The organism is Clostridium sp. MF28 (assembly GCF_002969175.1).
In the GTDB taxonomy this organism is placed as follows: domain Bacteria; phylum Bacillota; class Clostridia; order Clostridiales; family Clostridiaceae; genus Clostridium; species Clostridium beijerinckii.
This window is the reverse complement of record NZ_CP014331.1, coordinates 2,213,399-2,231,149: the sequence shown is the minus strand read 5'-3', so window position 1 is coordinate 2,231,149 and position 17,751 is coordinate 2,213,399. Positions and strand designations below refer to the sequence as shown.

The following is a 17,751-nucleotide window of genomic DNA, read 5'->3' as shown; positions in this document are numbered from 1 at the left end:
TTTTTAATAAATAATTCTAACTTTTTAAAATATTTTAGGGAAGTGATAAAGTGATTAATGAAAGTGAGATAAAGAAGCAGATAATGGAAAATATACAGTATCTTATTGATAATAAAATGCTGAATGAAGCAATGCGGTTAATAGATGAATATTCACAAATAAATCCAGACGATATAGAATTATATTCCATTAGAGCAGTTGTTTTGTTAATTCAGGAGCGGTTTGTTGAGGCGGAAGAAATATTGATACAGGCACTTAATATCAATGATAGAAATTTTGATTTAAATTATAATTTAGCTTATCTTTATGAAAAATCTGAAAAGTTTAGTAGTGCCTTAAAATATTATAAAAAGGCATTAGAAACTTGTAATGATGAAGAATTAAAATTATATATCATTAATTATATTAAAACAATGTCTCCGGAACATGATATTTTAGAGGTGAAAAATAAAAAGAAATTGGTGTTTTTTGTAAAAAAAGGAATGGATAGTTTCTTGGGAGATATAATTTCTAGATTATCAGACGAATATGAAATTAAAAAGATGATTATAGAAGATTATAAAAAAATTGATGAAGGCTTAGAATGGGCAGACATATGTTGGTTTGAATGGTGTGATGAACTTTTGGATTATGGAAGTAAACATAAGCTATCTGAAAGCAAAATAATTATCTGTAGACTGCATAGTTATGAAGCTTTTGTAGGGTATCCTAATATGGTTAAATGGGAAAGTGTTGATAAAATCATATTTGTAGGAGAGAATATAAAAAAGTTTGTAATGGAAAAGTATAAGATAGATGAAAGTAAAACTGTGCTTATTCCAAATGGTGTTAACATTGATGAATACACATTTAAAGAGAGGAAGTCTGGGTTCAATATAGCTTATGTAGGATATATTAACTATAAAAAGGGACCTATGCTATTATTACATACGTTCAAAGCTATTTATGATAAAGATCATAGATATAAATTATATATTGCAGGACAATTTCAAGATGATAGAGATGTCTTATATTTCCAACAGATGATAAAAGAATTTGGAATTGAGAAAAATGTATGTTATGAAGGTTGGCAGGATAATTTGGACAAATGGCTTGAAGATAAAAATTACATATTATGTACAAGCGTACTTGAATCTCAAAATATGAGTGTTATGCAAGCAATGGCAAAAGGAATAAAACCTATTATACATAATTTTGTTGGGGCTAAAGATATATATGATAATAAGTATATATGGAATACTATAGATGAAGCTATGAAAATGATATTTTCAAGTGAATATAATTCTAAAGAATATAGGTTGTTTGTTGAAAAAAATTATTCTATAAATAAAGAAATTAATAAAATTAAATCAAATATTAAAATGTGGATTAGCGAAAAGAATAATATTAATACGGAAAGACCTCTTGTAACTGTAGGAATTACAAATTATAATTATAGTAAATATCTAGATGAATGTATAAATTCAGTATTAAATCAAACTTATGAGAATATTGAAATATTGATTATAGATGATTGTTCAACTGATGATTCGATTGAGAAAATAAAAAGTTATACTAAGAATTATAAAAATATTAGAGCCATATTTCATGGAAAAAATAGTGGGAGTGTAATTCAATCATATAGAGAGGTGATAAAATACTCACAAGGAGAGTATTTTCAGTTTATCAATTCAGATGATTTATATAGTAATAATAGAGCAATAGAAGAAACTATCCAAGTATTTATAAATAATCTAGAAGTAGATTATGTATATACTGATCTAAGGATAGTTGATGAAAATTTGAAATTAATTGATATATGGAGATATAAACAGTATACAGATAATGAAATTATTAATTTAGTATTTAATAGAGGCGGATCTGGAGTTATGCCTATGATTGGAATGTATAGAACCAGTTTTTATAGAAGTAGGAATATAGAGTGGTATCATGAAGTTGAAAATGAATCTGCTGGAGATACATTAAATACTTTATTTAATATAAAACAAGGTTGGAAGTATAAATATTTAGATAAAGATTTATATAGTTATAGACAACATGGAGAAAGCTTAACATATGATTTGAAGAAAAGGATAAAATCAATAATTTCTGTACTTGAATATATTATAAATAATTTCGATGAAAATATTTATCTTGAAAATTATAAATTTAAGAGTATTAGTAACAATGAAAAAGAAAAGCTTAAAAATTATACTATCGGAAAATTTTACTTGAACTTATTTAAGTATTACCATGAGGGAAAATGGAAGCCTCCTTACGGTGAAATTAGTTTTAATAAAGAGGTTTTAAGTGGTTTATTAGATCCTTTATTAAAAAAAGTGGAAAGATATATTTTAAAAGTAAATGGATATTATGATTGTAGTAATATATTAAATGAATTAAAAGTATACTCAAAAAAAATATATATAAATTCTGATAATGAGGATGAATATATATATAGTTATTCTCTAAATAAAAGAAAAGTTATGTTAGATAAATATAAAGATTCCCATATCGGTAAAAAATATAATGTTCTCATATATTCACCTAATAATGGAGCTTGGAAATATAGCTTTATATCTTGGAAGAAGGCATTTGAACACATGGGAATGAGTGTTACAATAATATATGATATTGATAAGAACTATAACTACAGTAATAATGATATTTTTATATCTATTGCAAATAAAGCACATTTTGAAAAAATAAGTATGAATTTGAGTATTTTATCTATTAGAAATAAGATTGGGATAGCGTCAAAAGAAATTTATTATAATGATAAAAATTCTCTAGAAGACGAAGCAATGTTGGAACTTTTGATAGAAACTAAATTTTTTGATTTTCTTATTTCATCTTTTAGTGAGGTGGGAATAGATTACATATTTAATAAATGGATAAATAAAGGTATAAAAATATATAGTGTACCATTTTCGTTTAATCCATTAATTCATTATCCAGAGAAGAAAACTAAATTATATGATTATTTCTTTGTAGGGACTAATAGCTATCTTAAAGTTGATGAGACTAAAAAATACTTGATGCCAATTGTTAATAATTTCAATGGTATGTTATGCGGAACAGGATGGGGAGCTAATGTCAAAGAGCTTGATCCAATGACAGTGAGAAATTATTATAATGGTGCAAAAATAAATTTGAATTTTCATTTACAAATTCAAAAAGATATAGAAAATGAAATTAATGAAAGAACTTATATAATTGCAGCATGTGGAGGGTTTCAATTAGTAGATAATCCTAAAATTTTGAATAAATTTTATAATTCAAATGAGTTGGCTGTAGCATATGATGAAAAAGATTATTATAATAAATTTATTTATTATTTGAATAATCAAAAAGAACGTGAAGAGATGGCTTTTAATTCATTAGTAAAAACGTATGATAATGATTATAGTATTTTTAATAGAATAAATAGTATATTGCAAAAATGTGTATTTTAAAATGTACTTTTGAGGATGGTTTAGGTGAAGAATAAGTTTAGTTTTAGAGAATTGGATTGGGATACAAATTATTTTGGAGTGTCAAGTGGTAGAGTTAGTTTAGTAGTACAATTGACAGTGGTGATTGGACAAAAATAATAAATTTGATGAGTGAAAAAGAGTTTAATACAATTGATAATATTAATAATGATGCGTCTAACAATTTATTGATATCAAATATGAAAAATACATTTTTGACTGATATTAATTTTCAATTCATTAAGACCATTAATAAAAACGAATTAAAAAAAGATAAATTACCTCCTAATTATACACTAATAATTAGCAATTCAATTGAATATGATGAAAATATATTAGAAATAAGCAAAAATGTTTATAAATATTCAAGGTTTTATAATGACCCGTTTATAGATGAGATGAAGGCAAGAAGGGTATATGTTTTATGGGCAAAAAATTCGTTCGAAAATGATAAAAAGTATTTCTTAAAATTGAAGGATAATTCTAAAACCATAGGATATATTCTATTTAATATAGATATAAAACTTAAATGTGTTAATATTGAATTGATAGCAGTAGATTCCAAATACCAAAACAGAATGATTGGTAACTTAATGATTGTTATGTTGGAAGATTATTTGATTAATGAATTTAATAATATCGATATTATTAAAGTAGGTACTCAGGGCAATAATATGAATGCTATAAATCTATATACAACTAGAGGGTTTAAAGTAAGAGAAATAAGAACAATTTATCATTTTTGGAATAAGTAAGAGAAAAATTAGTTTTTTAATAAAATATATATTTTGAAGTTGGAATTCAATATAACTATTATATGTATATTAAAAAACACGAATTTATATTTAGTTGTAAATTAATATTATGTTAATTATTTTTTATAGAAATATAATTAAATATACTATAGATTTAAATTTATAAAAAATATAAAAGTATAATTTATTGCATTCTTGGAGCTTTTGCTTCGGATAAAATTCGGCATCTAAATGAGTATTTTATATGTAATTAATAAAATATTTTACTAAGAAATAAAAAACGAAAAGGAAGAATAAGTAAAGGATATGAATTGAAAATATGTTATCTTTATGTATGATAGTTAAAAATGAAGAGGAAAATCTTAAGAGCTGTTTACCTAAAGTGTTAACTTTTATAAATGAAATAATAATAGTTGATACAGGTTCTAGTGACAATACAAAAATGGTTGCAAAGGAATTTGGAGCTAAGATTTACGATTTTAAATGGTGCAATGATTTTTCAAAGGCTAGAAATTTTTCGATATCGAAAGCATCAAACGATTGTGTATTGGTGTTAGATGCAGATGAGTTTGTTTTAAATTTTAATAAAGATATTGTATATGAATTTATAAGTAATCCTGAAAATGAAAATAAAGTTGGTAGAATTCAGAGAATTAATATCATGGAAGATTCTAATGGTAGTAAAAATTATATAGAGAGAGTAAATAGGCTTTTTAATAAAAAATATTTCTGCTATGATGGTATAATTCATGAGCAATTAGTAGCATTAAACGGTAAGGAATATGAAACAGAGAATGTAGATATAAAGGTTGATCATGTTGGATATACAAAAGATGAACTGAACAGGACGCATAAGCTAAAGCGAAATATAGATATGTTACAAGAAGCTCTAAAAAATAATACACGAGATCCATATATATACTATCAATTAGGTAAATCTTATTATATGCTTCAAAATTACTCAAAGGCTTCCATTTACTTTGAAAAAGCATTAGAATTTCAATTGGATTTTAGGTTAGAATATGTAGAAAATTTAGTAGAGACTTATGGATATTCTTTAATTAACAGCGAACGATATTCAGACGCTCTTATTTTAGAAAATTGTTTTGAAATATATTCGAATTCGGCTGATTTTAATTTTATAATGGGATTGATATATATGAATAATGCTAAATTTACAAAAGCTGTAGAGTGTTTTTTAGAATGCACTAAATTTAATCAAAGTAAAGTAGAAGGTGTGACATCATTTATAGCTTACTATAATATAGGTGTTATATATGAAGTGTTGGGTTTTAAAGAAAAGGCTATAGAATACTATTCTATGTGTGATGATTATGAAGCTGCAAAAAAGAGACTTAACATGCTAATAATATAGTTTGGGTAAGGGAACTAGAAAAATAAAGAGGATTTAGAGATAAGTATGTGATTATGAATGAAAGAGAAGAGTTAGAAAAAGAGTTAAAAGAAGAATTACAATGGGTTAAATATAGACAGAGAATGCTTGACGTTATAGAAGAAAAATTAACAAAAATGAAAAATATAGCAGAACAAGCTAGAGAGAAAAATCTTATTGAAAGTGAATTAAGGGAATTAAACATTGAATTAAATAATTTATCAGAACAGGTCAAAGCAATAGATAGTGAAAGTAAAATCATTAGTGAGTGGAGAATATTAGAATAAGCATTAATGAAAATATCAATTAATGCTTATTTTTTAAATTAAAAAATAGGAAATAAAGAAGAATGTAGCAGAAGTATTACTAAAGGAATAATTTAGGATTACGATAATAAATTATAGTTATTAAGAGAAAGGATATGATTTTATGGATATAGCTACAATGTCAATAGGTATGCATCAAGCATTGTTACAGAATGAGGTGTCAATATCTGTTGCTAAATTGGCGATGAATAGCAACGCTCAAACAGCAGAAAATCAAATTGCTGATATAAAGAATAGCAATAATATGGCTATTGATGCAAGTAGGGGCAATAATATAGATGTAAGAGTATAAATAAAGAAGAAAAGGAGGAGGTGCGATATGAGGCTTACTCATAACATGTATTCTTTAAGTATATATAAAACATATAGAAATAGGATTAAAGATGAATCTAAAGCCTTGGGTAATATTAGTAATGGAACTAAATTGAATTCTGCAAAAGACAATCCAGGTAAAATAGGAAAAAATGAAACTTTAAAGATACAAGTAATGACGAATGATGCAGCAAGTAAAAATATTCAAGATGCAAATTCAATGCTTCAAACTTTTGATGGCTCGCTTCAAGAGATTAATGATAATCTTTGTAGAATGAGAGAATTATCGGTTAGTGCTGGCTCCGGAGCCATAACTGATGAGGATAAGGAAAGTATTCAAAATGAAATTGACAGCATAAAGAAAAATATAAATGATTTAGCTAACAATACAGAATTTAACGGTATAAAATTATCTGTAGCTAGTCCGACAGCTTTGAATGAAAATTCTACAGGGTCAATAAAATCTACAACAGGAACCATGGATGATGAAAGTATTCAGATACCATTTTTTGATGTAACTTGTGAAAATTTAGGAATTAGCGATTTGGACGTGAATAATTTAAATTCATCTGTTGGTGCTATCGATAATGCTACTAAAATGGTTAGTAAATTTAGAAGTAGATATGGTTCTATACAAAATAGATTGGAAGGAACAGGTGAATACTTAAGCGAGAAAGACACGTGTGTTCAAACAGCTCAAAGTAGAATTGGTGACTCAGATATTGCAGAAGAAATGATGAACTATTCTAAAAACCAATTATTAGTTAATTCTTCAATTGGTTTAATGGCACAAAGTAATAATTTCCCTAAAGATGTATTAAATATTTTAGGGAATGTTAAATAAATCATTAATAATTTAATTCTTAAGAAATAAACTATAGTAAATCTTAATGTTAGAATTACTATAGTTTATTTTTTTGAAACTAAAATAAATGATTTAAACAATTTTAATGGATAATTTTGTGAAATATTAGATTTATATTTATAGAAAATTCTATTATCGAAAATTATTGGATAAATTATAATGAAATTTATAATTTATTAGATGATTTTATCGAAAATTAAAAATAACTGTGGTTAAATAAACCAAAATACATTATAATTTAAAAGGACAAATTATATTGATACTAGCACACTTATTGAAAAATAAGGCCGCAAAGCCATGAGTCTAAGGAAAATTTTATTTTCTATGATTGTCAGGTTGCCAAAATATAAAGTGAAACTTAGTTCTTAGCTTCATGAAAAAATTTATATTGAAGACTAATTGAACTTATTTAATGTCGTGTTATTGTTATCTCGAATATTAATGAAGAATATTGGAAAATAAGATTTTTCATTTTGTTTGATTTGTTTTATTGTTTGTTAATATGCGAGTATTACAAAACTAGGCATAAGATAATTATATATATGTTGCCCAAATAATTCTTCATGATAATTCTAGAGATATTGCAAGAATTTTAGCTGTAATTATGAATTGAGAAATGTGTATTGTGAATTGCAACATATTAATAAAGTTTATATTTATTTTGCTTTAAACATTTTTGGTGCCTATAATTTATAGACACCTTTTATTTTTTAGATATATGGTAGGCCACAGTACGGATAAATACGGCAGAAAGTCTAAAAATGGCATTTAATTTATTTTAGAAGATTTATTATGTGGGGGAATATTACAATAAAACCAAAAAAAATCGGAATTAGTAAATAAATTGGAAAACATTTTTCAAAAAATTATAGATAAAATTGCATAGTTATTCTATAATTAAATTATTAATTGGTCAAAATAAATTGTAATATTTTACTCAGGTAAAAATTGTGAGGAAAAAAGCATTTTATTTTACATATTTCTAATAATGTGTAAAATAAAATATTTGTACTGAAAGTTTTAGATATTTATGCAAGTAGAAGGCGAAATGTAAGGATGTGAATTTATGGCAATACAATCTATTAGTTCAGATGCTACTTATGATTTGATTAAACAAGGCATTAAAGCATCAAATGTTAGAGCTAAAACAATTGCTAATAATATGGCAAATGTCAATACGAAAGATTATAAGAGATTTAATGTAGTATTTGAGGAAAATTTAAAGAATCAGGGAGATTTTTCAAAATTAGAGTTAAAACGCACTAATCCACGTCACTTTTCAAGTAGTGATTCAAATAGCGGTGATAATATATCAATTGAACAGGATAAGAGTACTAGCATGAGAAGTGATGGAAATAATGTTGATTTAGATATAGAAAAGGTAAATCAAGCAGCAAATACTCTTAAATATAATGCGTTAATAACTGACATAAATAATAAATTTAATAATTTAAAAACTGTTATTAAATAGTGATAAACAATACATAATTAGGAATTATATTTAGACAAGCTATGAAATTTGGAATTATTGATTAGATAAAGGAGGATTATAAATGAATGCATTTACTTCCATGCAAATAAGTGCAACGGGTCTTTCAGCAGAAAGATTAAGAATGGATACTATAACTTCTAATATGGCGAATGCAAGTACAACAAGAAGTGCAGATGGCAAAGGCCCATATGTAAGAAAAGTAGCTGTATTTCAAGAGGCTCTTGATGCTAATAAGGATATGGCAGGAGTTAAAGCAGTTAAAATTGAAAATGATCCATCACCTTTAAGAAAGGTATATGACCCAACGCATCCAGATGCAGATAGCAATGGATACGTTACAATGCCAAATGTGAATGTATTAAATGAAATGGCAGATATGATGGTAGCAACTAGATCTTACGAGGCAAATGTTGATACTTTTAATGCTTTAAAGAGCATGTTTTCAAAGGCTTTAGAAATTGGTAAGTAGGGGGATGAAAAATGAGAATAGAAGATAAGTTTGCACAAAATGAAATTATATTTAATAATAAATTTAAAGATATCAATAGTGATAAGAGCAATAATGAAAGCAATAACTCAGTTAATTTTGGAGATGTCTTAAAAAAGGCAGTAGATGATACCAACGGTAAGATGACACAAGCTGATGAAACTGCAACAAAGTTTATTAAAGGTGATGATGTTAATATTGATGAAGTTATGGTTAAGAATCAGGAGGCTAGTTTGAGTCTTCAGTTTTTAGCACAAACTAGAGACAAGTTATTGGACGGATATAATCAATTATCGAGGTTGCAATTGTAGTAAGGTGAGGAGAGCTTAATAATGAAAAAACTTTTAGAAAAAGTTAAGGGGCTTTTGGAAAAGTTTAAATCCAAGAATAAGAAGATAAAAGCTGCTATAATAGTAGCAATCGTGGCAGTTATTATTGCAATTATAAGTGGGATTTTTTACTCATCTTCTAACAAATATCAAGTACTATTTTCTGATCTTGATGCAGCTGATGCTCAAACTGTCGTTAATAGTTTAAATGAAAAAAAAGTTGATACTAAAATAGATAGTAACACAAATACGATTTGGGTTCCTAAGGATCAAGTGGATAAATTAAGGTTGGAGCTAGCACCAACTTTGACATCTGGAAGTAAAGGCTATGAATTAATGGATAGTGGAAGTTCCTTTGGAATGACGGATGAAGAATTTAAAATAAAAAAAGTTAGAATGCAGCAAGGTGAGTTGGAAAAGACAATAAAAAGTTTTCCACAAGTAGAAGAAGCAAGAGTACATATAACTGAAGCTAAGGATTCTGTTTTTGTAAAGGACAAAGAACCTGGAAAAGCAGCAGTTTACCTAAAATTAAAAAAGGGGACAACTATTGGTGAAGATCAAGTCAAATCAATAGTAGCTCTAGTATCTGGAGCAACTGAAAACATACCAAGAGAAAATATAGATGTTATAGACGATAACATGAATTTACTTACTAAGGATATAAATTCAGATCAAAATAATTCAGTAAGTTCTGAAGCAATATCAAAGCAACAAGATGCTGAAAAAGCATATGAAGATAGGATGCAAAAGGCAATTGTTAGTTTATTAGAACCAATTGTTGGTAAAGGGAAAGTTAAGGCTACTGTTAATGTAAACTTAGATTTTGATTCAAAACAAAAGACACAAACAGTAGTAGATCCGAATAAAGTAATTGTAAGCCAAGAAAATTCAAAGGAATCAAATAACTCAGGATCAACAACTACAAGTCAAAGTCCTGTTGATAATAATATGAGTAATACAACTACGGCCACAAATAATACCCCTTCGACTTCAAGTAAGGAAGATCAGAAGACAAATTATGAAGTGGGCAAAAGTGAATCTAAAGTTATTAGCGCACCAGGAGAAGTTAAAAGACTTACAGCATCAGTTGTGATTGATGGAAATTTAGATGCTGCGACGCAACAGACACTTGAAAATACAGTTGGAAATGCAATTGGATTGGATACACTTAGAGGAGATAAAGTTTCGGTGCTTGGAATGGCGTTTGACACAACAGCTCAGGATCAAGCTAAGGCAGAAATTGATGCTATGAATGCAGAGACAGCTACGGCTAGTAAGAATAAGATGATGATTGCTGCAGGAATTTTGGGAGCATTGCTTTTAGGTATTATTATTTACTTTGTCGCAAAGAGAAGAAAGAAGAAGAAAGAAGAAAATGAACAATTATTAAATACTTTAATTGATGATACTATATTACCTAAAGAACCAACAGATGATGTTTTTGAACCAATAGAATTTGAGGCTAAAACTAAAAAATCACACTTAGAAGAAGAGATAAAGAAATATGCAACAGAAAAACCAGAGCAAGTAGTAGAAATAATCAAGTCATGGTTGACTGAAAATGAGAGGTGATGGCTATGTCAAAAGAACCAAATCAATTGACAGGGGTGCATAAGGCAGCAATATTATTTATAACTCTTGGACCTGAAGCCTCATCGGGGATATTGAAAAAACTACCAGAGGCAGATATACAAAAAATAACTTATGAAATTGCTAATATTACATCTGTTACACCAGAACAAAGAGAAGAAATATTAAATGAGTTTTATCAGATGAATAAAGCCCGAGATTATATAATTGAGGGCGGTATGGATTATGCTAAAACATTATTATCAAAAGCGTTAGGAACTCAAAGAGCTAGTGAAATATTAGATAAGGTATCAGAAGCTACAGCTCAATATAGACCTTTTTCAATTGCAAGAAAGGCAGATTCTCATCAATTGTTAAATGTAATTATATCAGAGCAGCCTCAAACTATAGCTTTAATTTTATGTTACTTGCAGCCAGATAAAGCTGCACAAGTTATGGCTGAATTACCAGAAGAAACTCAAAGCGAGGTTGCTTATAGAATAGCAACTATGAGCAATACGTCACCAATGGTAATTAAAGAAATTGAAGCTGTACTTGAGAGCAAGTTGTCTTCTGTAGTAAGAACTGAAATGACGACTTTAGGTGGCGTAGAAACTTTAGTTAGCATATTAAATGCAGTTGATAGAACAACAGAAAAGAATATTACAGAAGGCCTAGAAAGAGAAGATGCAGAACTTGCAGATAAAGTTAAGAGTTCAATGTTTGTATTTGAAGATATTATATCTCTTGATGATGTATCTATCCAAAGAATTCTTCGAGAAGTGGAAGTTGGAGATCTTGCACTTGCACTTAAGGGATGTTCTGATGAAGTTGCAAATTCTATATACAGGAATCAATCTAAGAGAGCCGCTGCTTCATTAAAGGAAGATATGGAATTCTTAGGACCAGTAAGGCTTATGGATGTTGAAAAGGCACAACAAAAGATTGTTTCTGTTATTAGAAGGTTAGATGATGCTAATGAAATCATCATTGCAAGAGGTGGAGAAGATGCAATCATCGTATAGATTAATAAAAAAGGACTTTGCAAAGTCAGGAACAAGTAAAGTTATTTCAACAGAGTATGTTAGTAAAAAGGCAGCATCTGAAGAAATAGAAGAGGAAAAAGAGGAAGAAGAAATTGTAGTAAAAGCTCCACAGATTGATCCTGAAGAACTTCTAAAAAGGTATGAAGATATTGGACAAAGGATAATACAGGATGCTAAAAACGAAAAGCAGATTATTGTTTTGAGAGCACAAATGGATGCCAATGCTTCAGAGAAAAAAGCATATGAAAAAGGATATGCTCAAGGATTAGAAAATGGATATGATGATGGATATAGGAAAGCTTATGATGAAACAATTGAAAGTGCAAGAGCAGAGGCGGCAGAGATTGTTAATAAAGCAGAATTGATGCTAAAATCTGCGCATGAGAACTATGAAAGATATCTAGAAAGTAAGAAAAGCGAGATAGTACAATTAGCGTTAGAAATTGCGGAAAATATTACAAAGAAAACACTGAGTACCAATGAAGCGATGAATAATATTATTGAAGAAGCTTTTAAGATCTCAAAAGGAGAAGAAAATGTTATTTTAAAGGTGAATTCAACCCATATTGAAGAATTAAAATCGCAGGTGGAAAGATGGAAGGTATCATACAATATAAAAAATGAAATTTTTGTGCTTGCAGATGATTTTATGGAACCGGGAAATGCAGTTTTGGAAAAAAACAGTGGCATAGTAAAAGTGGGCGTGGATATTGGAATGGAACAAATACGAAAAGCAATATTTGGATAAATAATTCACAATTCATAATTCACGATTCACAATTGAGAGCAAGTTTCTATAGAGTTTGAAAAAATTTTAAAAACAATTTCAGTGGGTTATCAATAATTGTGAATTGTGCACTGTGCATTGGAAACTGTAAAGGAGTAGTTATAAGTGCTGGATTTAGACTTGGATTTCGATAAACTTATTAAAAAAGCAAGTGATACTTCGACAATATATAGTGAAGGCGTTGTTAAGAAAGTAATAGGACTTACTATTGAAGTACAAGGTATTAAGGCTTTTGTAGGTGAACTTTGCATAATATATAATGAGAAAAATGTTCCTGTAAATTGTGAAGTTGTTGGCTTTAGAGATGAATTTGTAATATTAATGCCTCTTGATGAGCTTATAGGAATTTCACCTGGATGTAGAGTTGTACCACAACGTAAGCCGCTAAGTGTAAAATGTTCAGATAAGCTACTTGGACATATAATAGATGGACTTGGGAATCCTTTAGATTGCGATAGTATATCTATGGATGGAGAAGAGTATCCACTAGAAAATGATGCGCCAGATCCATTAAAGAGAAAAAGAATAAAGGAAATAATGCCTACTGGAGTTAGAGCAATAGATGGTTTCTTAACTTGTGGTGATGGACAGAGAATTGGTATATTTGCAGGTAGTGGAGTTGGAAAAAGTACCACACTAGGAATGATAGCAAGAGAAGCAAAAGCTGATGTTAATGTTATTTCACTAATAGGTGAAAGAGGTAGAGAGGTTCTAGAATTTATAGAAAAAGATCTAGGACCAGAAGGTATGAAAAAATCTGTTGTAGTGTGTGCTACATCAGATAAACCGGCATTAATAAGACTCAAAGGAGCATTGACAGCTACAGCTATTGCTGAATATTTCAGAGATAAGGGTAAAAAAGTAATTCTTATGATGGATTCAGTTACAAGATTTGCAATGGCACAAAGAGAAGTTGGACTTGCTATAGGGGAGCCCCCGGCTACCAAAGGATATACGCCTTCAGTATTTGCTAAATTGCCTAAACTGATGGAGAGATCTGGAACATCTATCGATGGTTCAATAACTGCCTTTTATACAGTGCTTGTTGATGGAGATGATTTTAATGAGCCTATAGCAGATGCTGTTAGAGGAATATTAGATGGTCATATAGTTTTATCAAGATCTTTAGCTCATAAAAATCATTACCCAGCCATTGATATTTTAAATAGTGTCAGCAGACTTATGAACACAATAGCACCTAAAGAACATAAAGAAGCTGCATCTATGGCAAGAGATCTTTTAGCAACTTATAAGGACTCTGAGGATTTAATAAATATAGGGGCTTATGTCAAAGGAAGTAATAAAAAGATTGATATGGCAATCAACTACAATGATGCATTAAATGATTTCTTATGCCAGAGAATCGATGAAAAAACGTCTTTTGAAGGTACACAAAATTCTTTAATATCAATGTTTAAATAATCAGGAGAAGTTACAAGTTGAAAACTGAAAGTCACAAGTGGGAAGTGGCAATTTGTATTTGAAGTAATAATGACTGAATGCTCAAAGATAAACTGTGAACTGTGCATTGTGAATTATAAAAAGAAGGTGTGTTATTTTGGCTGAGAGGTTTAAGTTTGGCTTAGAAAAACTCCTTGAAATGAGAATGGAAAAAGAAGAAGAAAGTAAAAGATTATTTACTGAAAGTCAGAGAGAGAAAAAGAAGATTGAAGAAAAGTTAGAAGAACTTAAGGCAAATTATCAAAAATATAACGGTATATCTCCTAATGAGGATGTTGTATATCAGAAATTAAAAAGATATTACATTCAAGGTGTTCAAAGTGGAATAAAATCTACGGAGAAGGATTTAGCGGTCAAAAATCAAGAGATTGAAAATAGAAGAAAAGATTTAACGGCTAAACAGATGGAAAGAAAGACTGTTCAGACCTTAAAAGAAAAGAAGTATTCTGAATATGTAAAAGAGCAGGATAGAATAGAACAAATCAATATTGATGAGTTAGCTCTTTATGCATATGTAAGAAATCAAAAAAATTAAAAAATATTAATCTATGATTTGGAGGTTGAGATGCAGTTAATCTTAATTGAATTTCATCTAAATAGAATTAAACTGCTTGAAGGGAGGTGAAAATAATGGTTACAGCTACAAAAGATTCAAATAGTTCGTCAAACAGCTTAGATAGTATGGTGAAGTCATTTACTTCTAATACAAATTTTGCAAGCAAATCTACTTCAGAAGTTACTAAGACGCTGAATAATTCATACACTTCTAGGAAAGATGATTTTAAAAATGTATTAAAATCAAAAAGTGATTATAAGGCTCATGAGGATAATGGATATGTATCTTCTGCAAATCAAAAACAAAATTCAACTGGAGTTAAAGATACTGATAAGGATACAAAAGAATTAAATGAAAAGCTTGAGGAACTAGAAAAGGAAAGTAAGACAGCATCTAAGGATAAACTGAAGGACATATTATCAGAATTGTTAAACTTACTTGCTAAATTGGGAATAAAACAAGATAGCATAAATGCCAATGGAGCAATTAATTCTAAAGTTGGAATTGATGGAGCTAACAGTACACTATCTAATAGTGGTTTAAATGGTATTATGGAAAAAATAATGGAATTACTAAAAAATGATTCTGTAAAAAGTAAGTTAGATTCTAATTCACTAAACTTAATGGAAAAGCTTTTAGGAAATTTAAATGGTACTATTAAAGAAAATGCTACAGAATCTACTAAAAGTAGTTTAAAAGGAATAATGTCTGAAATATCTGATTTGCTAGAAAATAAGCAGAATGCAGGTAATAAAGTTTTAACACTTGAAGATATGTTAAGTAAAAGTTATTCTCAAGATAATAGTGAAAGTGATAATTCTTCAGCATCAAAAAATAATACTCCGACAGCTTCAAAAGAGGAGAAGTTCTTAAATTCTTTAGTTGATGATAATAAAGATGACTCATTAAATAAAATCAATTTGTTTGCATCTAGAACTTCAACAATACAGAATCAAGGTGTAAATAATACTAGAGGACTTACAATCAATAAGGCTACTTTTGCTGATGATTTAATAAAAGACGTTAAGTTTATGAACACTAATTCACTTAAGGAATTAACAGTAAAAGTTAATCCAGGAAATTTAGGTGAGATAACTATAAAGCTGGTTCAAGAGGATGGAGTAATAAAAGCTAATTTAAAAGCTAATTCAAAAGATACAACTGCTTTAATTTCTCAAAATTTATCTGATATTAAAAAGCAGCTTGGAGAGCAAAATTTAAAAATAGCAGATGTAAATATTGAACTTTATCAAGATGATACTACATTTTTTAGTGAACAAAGTTTTGGCGGACAGCTTTCAGAAGAGCAAAGAAGAAACAATACTAGAAATAGTAATGCAGCAAATAATTTAGCATCTAGTGAAGAAGATTTAGTGGAGAATATTGAAGCTAATGATAATAATATAGAATTTTTTGCATAGGAGGTATAAGTATGAGTACTACATTAAGTCCATTAAATGATTCGACAGTAAATGTTGCAAGTTCAGGTACAACTGCGAATGGAACTAAGATCTTAAAGAAAAATGATAATACTATGGATAAAAATTCATTTTTAAAGATATTATCTGCTCAATTAAGTAATTTAGATCCAACCCAAAATCAAGATTCAAGTGCATATGTAAGTCAGATGGCTCAATTCGCATCAATGGAACAAATGCAGAATTTAAATACTACTATGTCAGACTCAGCATACCAGCAAATGATTGGTAGAACAGTAATAACCAATGAAAAAGACGACAATGGCTCTTATATACAGGGGTATGTAACTCAGGTATTGAAAGAATCTGGTGGAACATATTTAGGAATGTTAATTAATGGGAAAGAAGCAAAAATTGCAGTTGAAAATATAATTGGAACTGTACAAACAACTGATTCTAATACTAATGCAAATAGTAGAACTGCTCTTAATTCTGATTTCTTAGCCGCCTCAGCTTTAGCAGATAAACAAGAAAAAGTTGTGATTGCAACTTTAGATGATAAAAAGAAGACTGTTTTAATAAAAGGAAAGATTACTGGTGCTTATATTGATACTGTCAGTGGTGCTACTGTAAAGATAAAAGTTGATGTTTTGGATGATAACGGTAAGCCAACAGGAGAAAATAAGACTTACGATTATGGAGATATAGTAAGAGCTGGAGATCTGGCAGATGATGATATGAAAGTGAATTTAAATAACAATACTGCTAATGAAAGTACAAGTGAAACAGGTACAAATGGTTCAAGTAACAGTAATTCTAGTGGCAGCGGAACAACTTCTGATTCTGGTTCTACAGACACTAATACTAATACAGGAACAGCAGGTGATACTACGAATGCATCTTCAAATGGAACAATAAATACAATTTCAAGTGCAACTAATGATTCGACAGATGCAGAAAATGCAATTCTAGCTAAAATAGCAGGTGTATAAATGAGTTATAGAATTATTAATGGACAAGCTTATTCTGTAGGGAATATTGGGCAATTTGCAAATTCTCAAAAGGCTATAGGTGATAGTCCTAATAGCAAGCAGAAGGAAGCAAAATTTCAGGATGTACTAGATGGTGTTAAAAATAGAGATCAGAGTTTTACTGTATCAAAGCATGCTGCTTCAAGATTAAATGAGATTAATTTTACTAAAGAAGATATGGAACAAATACAAAAGGGTTTTAAAATAGCTCAGGATAAAAATTCTAAAAATACAGTTATGTTATATAAAGATATTGCATTAATTGCTAGTGTTGAAAACAAGACTCTAATAACAGCTGTAGAAAAGGATAGAGCGAAAGATAATATATTTACGAACGTAGATAGCGTAGTAATTTTATAGGCTGGACCTTTAGACAATGCACAATGCACAATTCACAATGCACAATCATTGTGACGTGTGAATTGATAATTGTGAATTGGTTACGGAAGCCTGAACTTGTGGATCGACA

Annotated in this window: 17 protein-coding genes and 1 riboswitch; all 17 genes read left to right on the top strand. The window is 28.8% G+C overall.

Going from position 1 to position 17,751, the window contains the following annotated elements:
* Nucleotides 1–50: 50 nt before the first annotated feature.
* The 17 genes from AXY43_RS09860 (at nucleotide 51) to AXY43_RS09780 (ending at nucleotide 17,642) form a co-directional block, all read left to right on the top strand.
* The gene (locus tag AXY43_RS09860; RefSeq protein WP_341457895.1) at nucleotides 51–3,434 is read left to right on the top strand and encodes a glycosyltransferase; all 3,384 of its coding nucleotides are present in this window, start codon (nucleotides 51–53) and stop codon (nucleotides 3,432–3,434) included.
* Nucleotides 3,435–3,580: 146 nt separating this feature from the next.
* On the top strand, nucleotides 3,581–4,207 hold the full coding sequence (locus tag AXY43_RS09855; protein ID WP_105411486.1) for a GNAT family N-acetyltransferase: 627 nt from the start codon (nucleotides 3,581–3,583) through the stop codon (nucleotides 4,205–4,207).
* Nucleotides 4,208–4,526: 319 nt separating this feature from the next.
* Nucleotides 4,527–5,582 (top strand): glycosyltransferase, encoded by a 1,056-nt coding sequence (locus tag AXY43_RS09850; RefSeq protein ID WP_105411485.1) that lies wholly within the window; start codon nucleotides 4,527–4,529, stop codon nucleotides 5,580–5,582.
* Between the two features lie 53 nt (nucleotides 5,583–5,635).
* Complete coding sequence (locus AXY43_RS09845) at nucleotides 5,636–5,887, top strand: hypothetical protein (protein WP_105411484.1); 252 nt, start codon at nucleotides 5,636–5,638, stop codon at nucleotides 5,885–5,887.
* Between the two features lie 142 nt (nucleotides 5,888–6,029).
* On the top strand, nucleotides 6,030–6,218 hold the full coding sequence (locus tag AXY43_RS09840) for a YjfB family protein (RefSeq protein ID WP_105411483.1): 189 nt from the start codon (nucleotides 6,030–6,032) through the stop codon (nucleotides 6,216–6,218).
* A 27-nt stretch (nucleotides 6,219–6,245) separates the two neighbouring features.
* Nucleotides 6,246–7,082 carry a flagellin gene (locus tag AXY43_RS09835; protein ID WP_105411482.1) on the top strand — a complete coding sequence of 279 codons (837 nt, stop codon included), beginning with the start codon at nucleotides 6,246–6,248 and terminating at the stop codon, nucleotides 7,080–7,082.
* A 275-nt stretch (nucleotides 7,083–7,357) separates the two neighbouring features.
* Nucleotides 7,358–7,447, top strand: a riboswitch (cyclic di-GMP riboswitch).
* A gap of 722 nt (nucleotides 7,448–8,169) precedes the next feature.
* Nucleotides 8,170–8,574, top strand: coding sequence for a flagellar basal body rod protein FlgB (gene flgB / locus AXY43_RS09830; protein ID WP_017211327.1), 405 nt, complete (start codon nucleotides 8,170–8,172; stop codon nucleotides 8,572–8,574).
* Nucleotides 8,575–8,656: 82 nt separating this feature from the next.
* Nucleotides 8,657–9,064 carry a flagellar basal body rod protein FlgC gene (flgC, locus tag AXY43_RS09825; RefSeq protein WP_023973285.1) on the top strand — a complete coding sequence of 136 codons (408 nt, stop codon included), beginning with the start codon at nucleotides 8,657–8,659 and terminating at the stop codon, nucleotides 9,062–9,064.
* Nucleotides 9,065–9,075: 11 nt separating this feature from the next.
* Entirely contained in the window at nucleotides 9,076–9,393 is a 318-nt protein-coding gene (gene fliE, locus AXY43_RS09820; protein WP_023973284.1) for a flagellar hook-basal body complex protein FliE, read from the top strand.
* A 21-nt stretch (nucleotides 9,394–9,414) separates the two neighbouring features.
* A complete protein-coding gene (gene fliF / locus AXY43_RS09815) occupies nucleotides 9,415–10,986 on the top strand; it encodes a flagellar basal-body MS-ring/collar protein FliF (protein ID WP_105411481.1) in 1,572 nt (523 codons plus the stop codon).
* A gap of 5 nt (nucleotides 10,987–10,991) precedes the next feature.
* Complete coding sequence (gene fliG / locus AXY43_RS09810; protein ID WP_017211330.1) at nucleotides 10,992–12,008, top strand: flagellar motor switch protein FliG; 1,017 nt, start codon at nucleotides 10,992–10,994, stop codon at nucleotides 12,006–12,008.
* Nucleotides 11,992–12,777, top strand: a complete 786-nt coding sequence (locus AXY43_RS09805) for a FliH/SctL family protein (RefSeq protein WP_105411480.1) — start codon at nucleotides 11,992–11,994, stop codon at nucleotides 12,775–12,777. Before fliG ends, AXY43_RS09805 begins: the two co-directional genes overlap by 17 nt.
* Nucleotides 12,778–12,921: 144 nt before the next feature.
* Complete coding sequence (gene fliI, locus AXY43_RS09800) at nucleotides 12,922–14,238, top strand: flagellar protein export ATPase FliI (protein ID WP_105411479.1); 1,317 nt, start codon at nucleotides 12,922–12,924, stop codon at nucleotides 14,236–14,238.
* A 136-nt stretch (nucleotides 14,239–14,374) separates the two neighbouring features.
* A complete protein-coding gene (gene fliJ / locus AXY43_RS09795; protein WP_039770235.1) occupies nucleotides 14,375–14,812 on the top strand; it encodes a flagellar export protein FliJ in 438 nt (145 codons plus the stop codon).
* A gap of 95 nt (nucleotides 14,813–14,907) precedes the next feature.
* Entirely contained in the window at nucleotides 14,908–16,254 is a 1,347-nt protein-coding gene (locus tag AXY43_RS09790; protein WP_105411478.1) for a flagellar hook-length control protein FliK, read from the top strand.
* Between the two features lie 11 nt (nucleotides 16,255–16,265).
* Nucleotides 16,266–17,243, top strand: a complete 978-nt coding sequence (locus tag AXY43_RS09785; RefSeq protein ID WP_039770239.1) for a flagellar hook capping FlgD N-terminal domain-containing protein — start codon at nucleotides 16,266–16,268, stop codon at nucleotides 17,241–17,243.
* The gene (locus AXY43_RS09780; RefSeq protein ID WP_023973277.1) at nucleotides 17,244–17,642 is read left to right on the top strand and encodes a flagellar biosynthesis protein; all 399 of its coding nucleotides are present in this window, start codon (nucleotides 17,244–17,246) and stop codon (nucleotides 17,640–17,642) included.
* Nucleotides 17,643–17,751 lie beyond the last annotated feature (109 nt).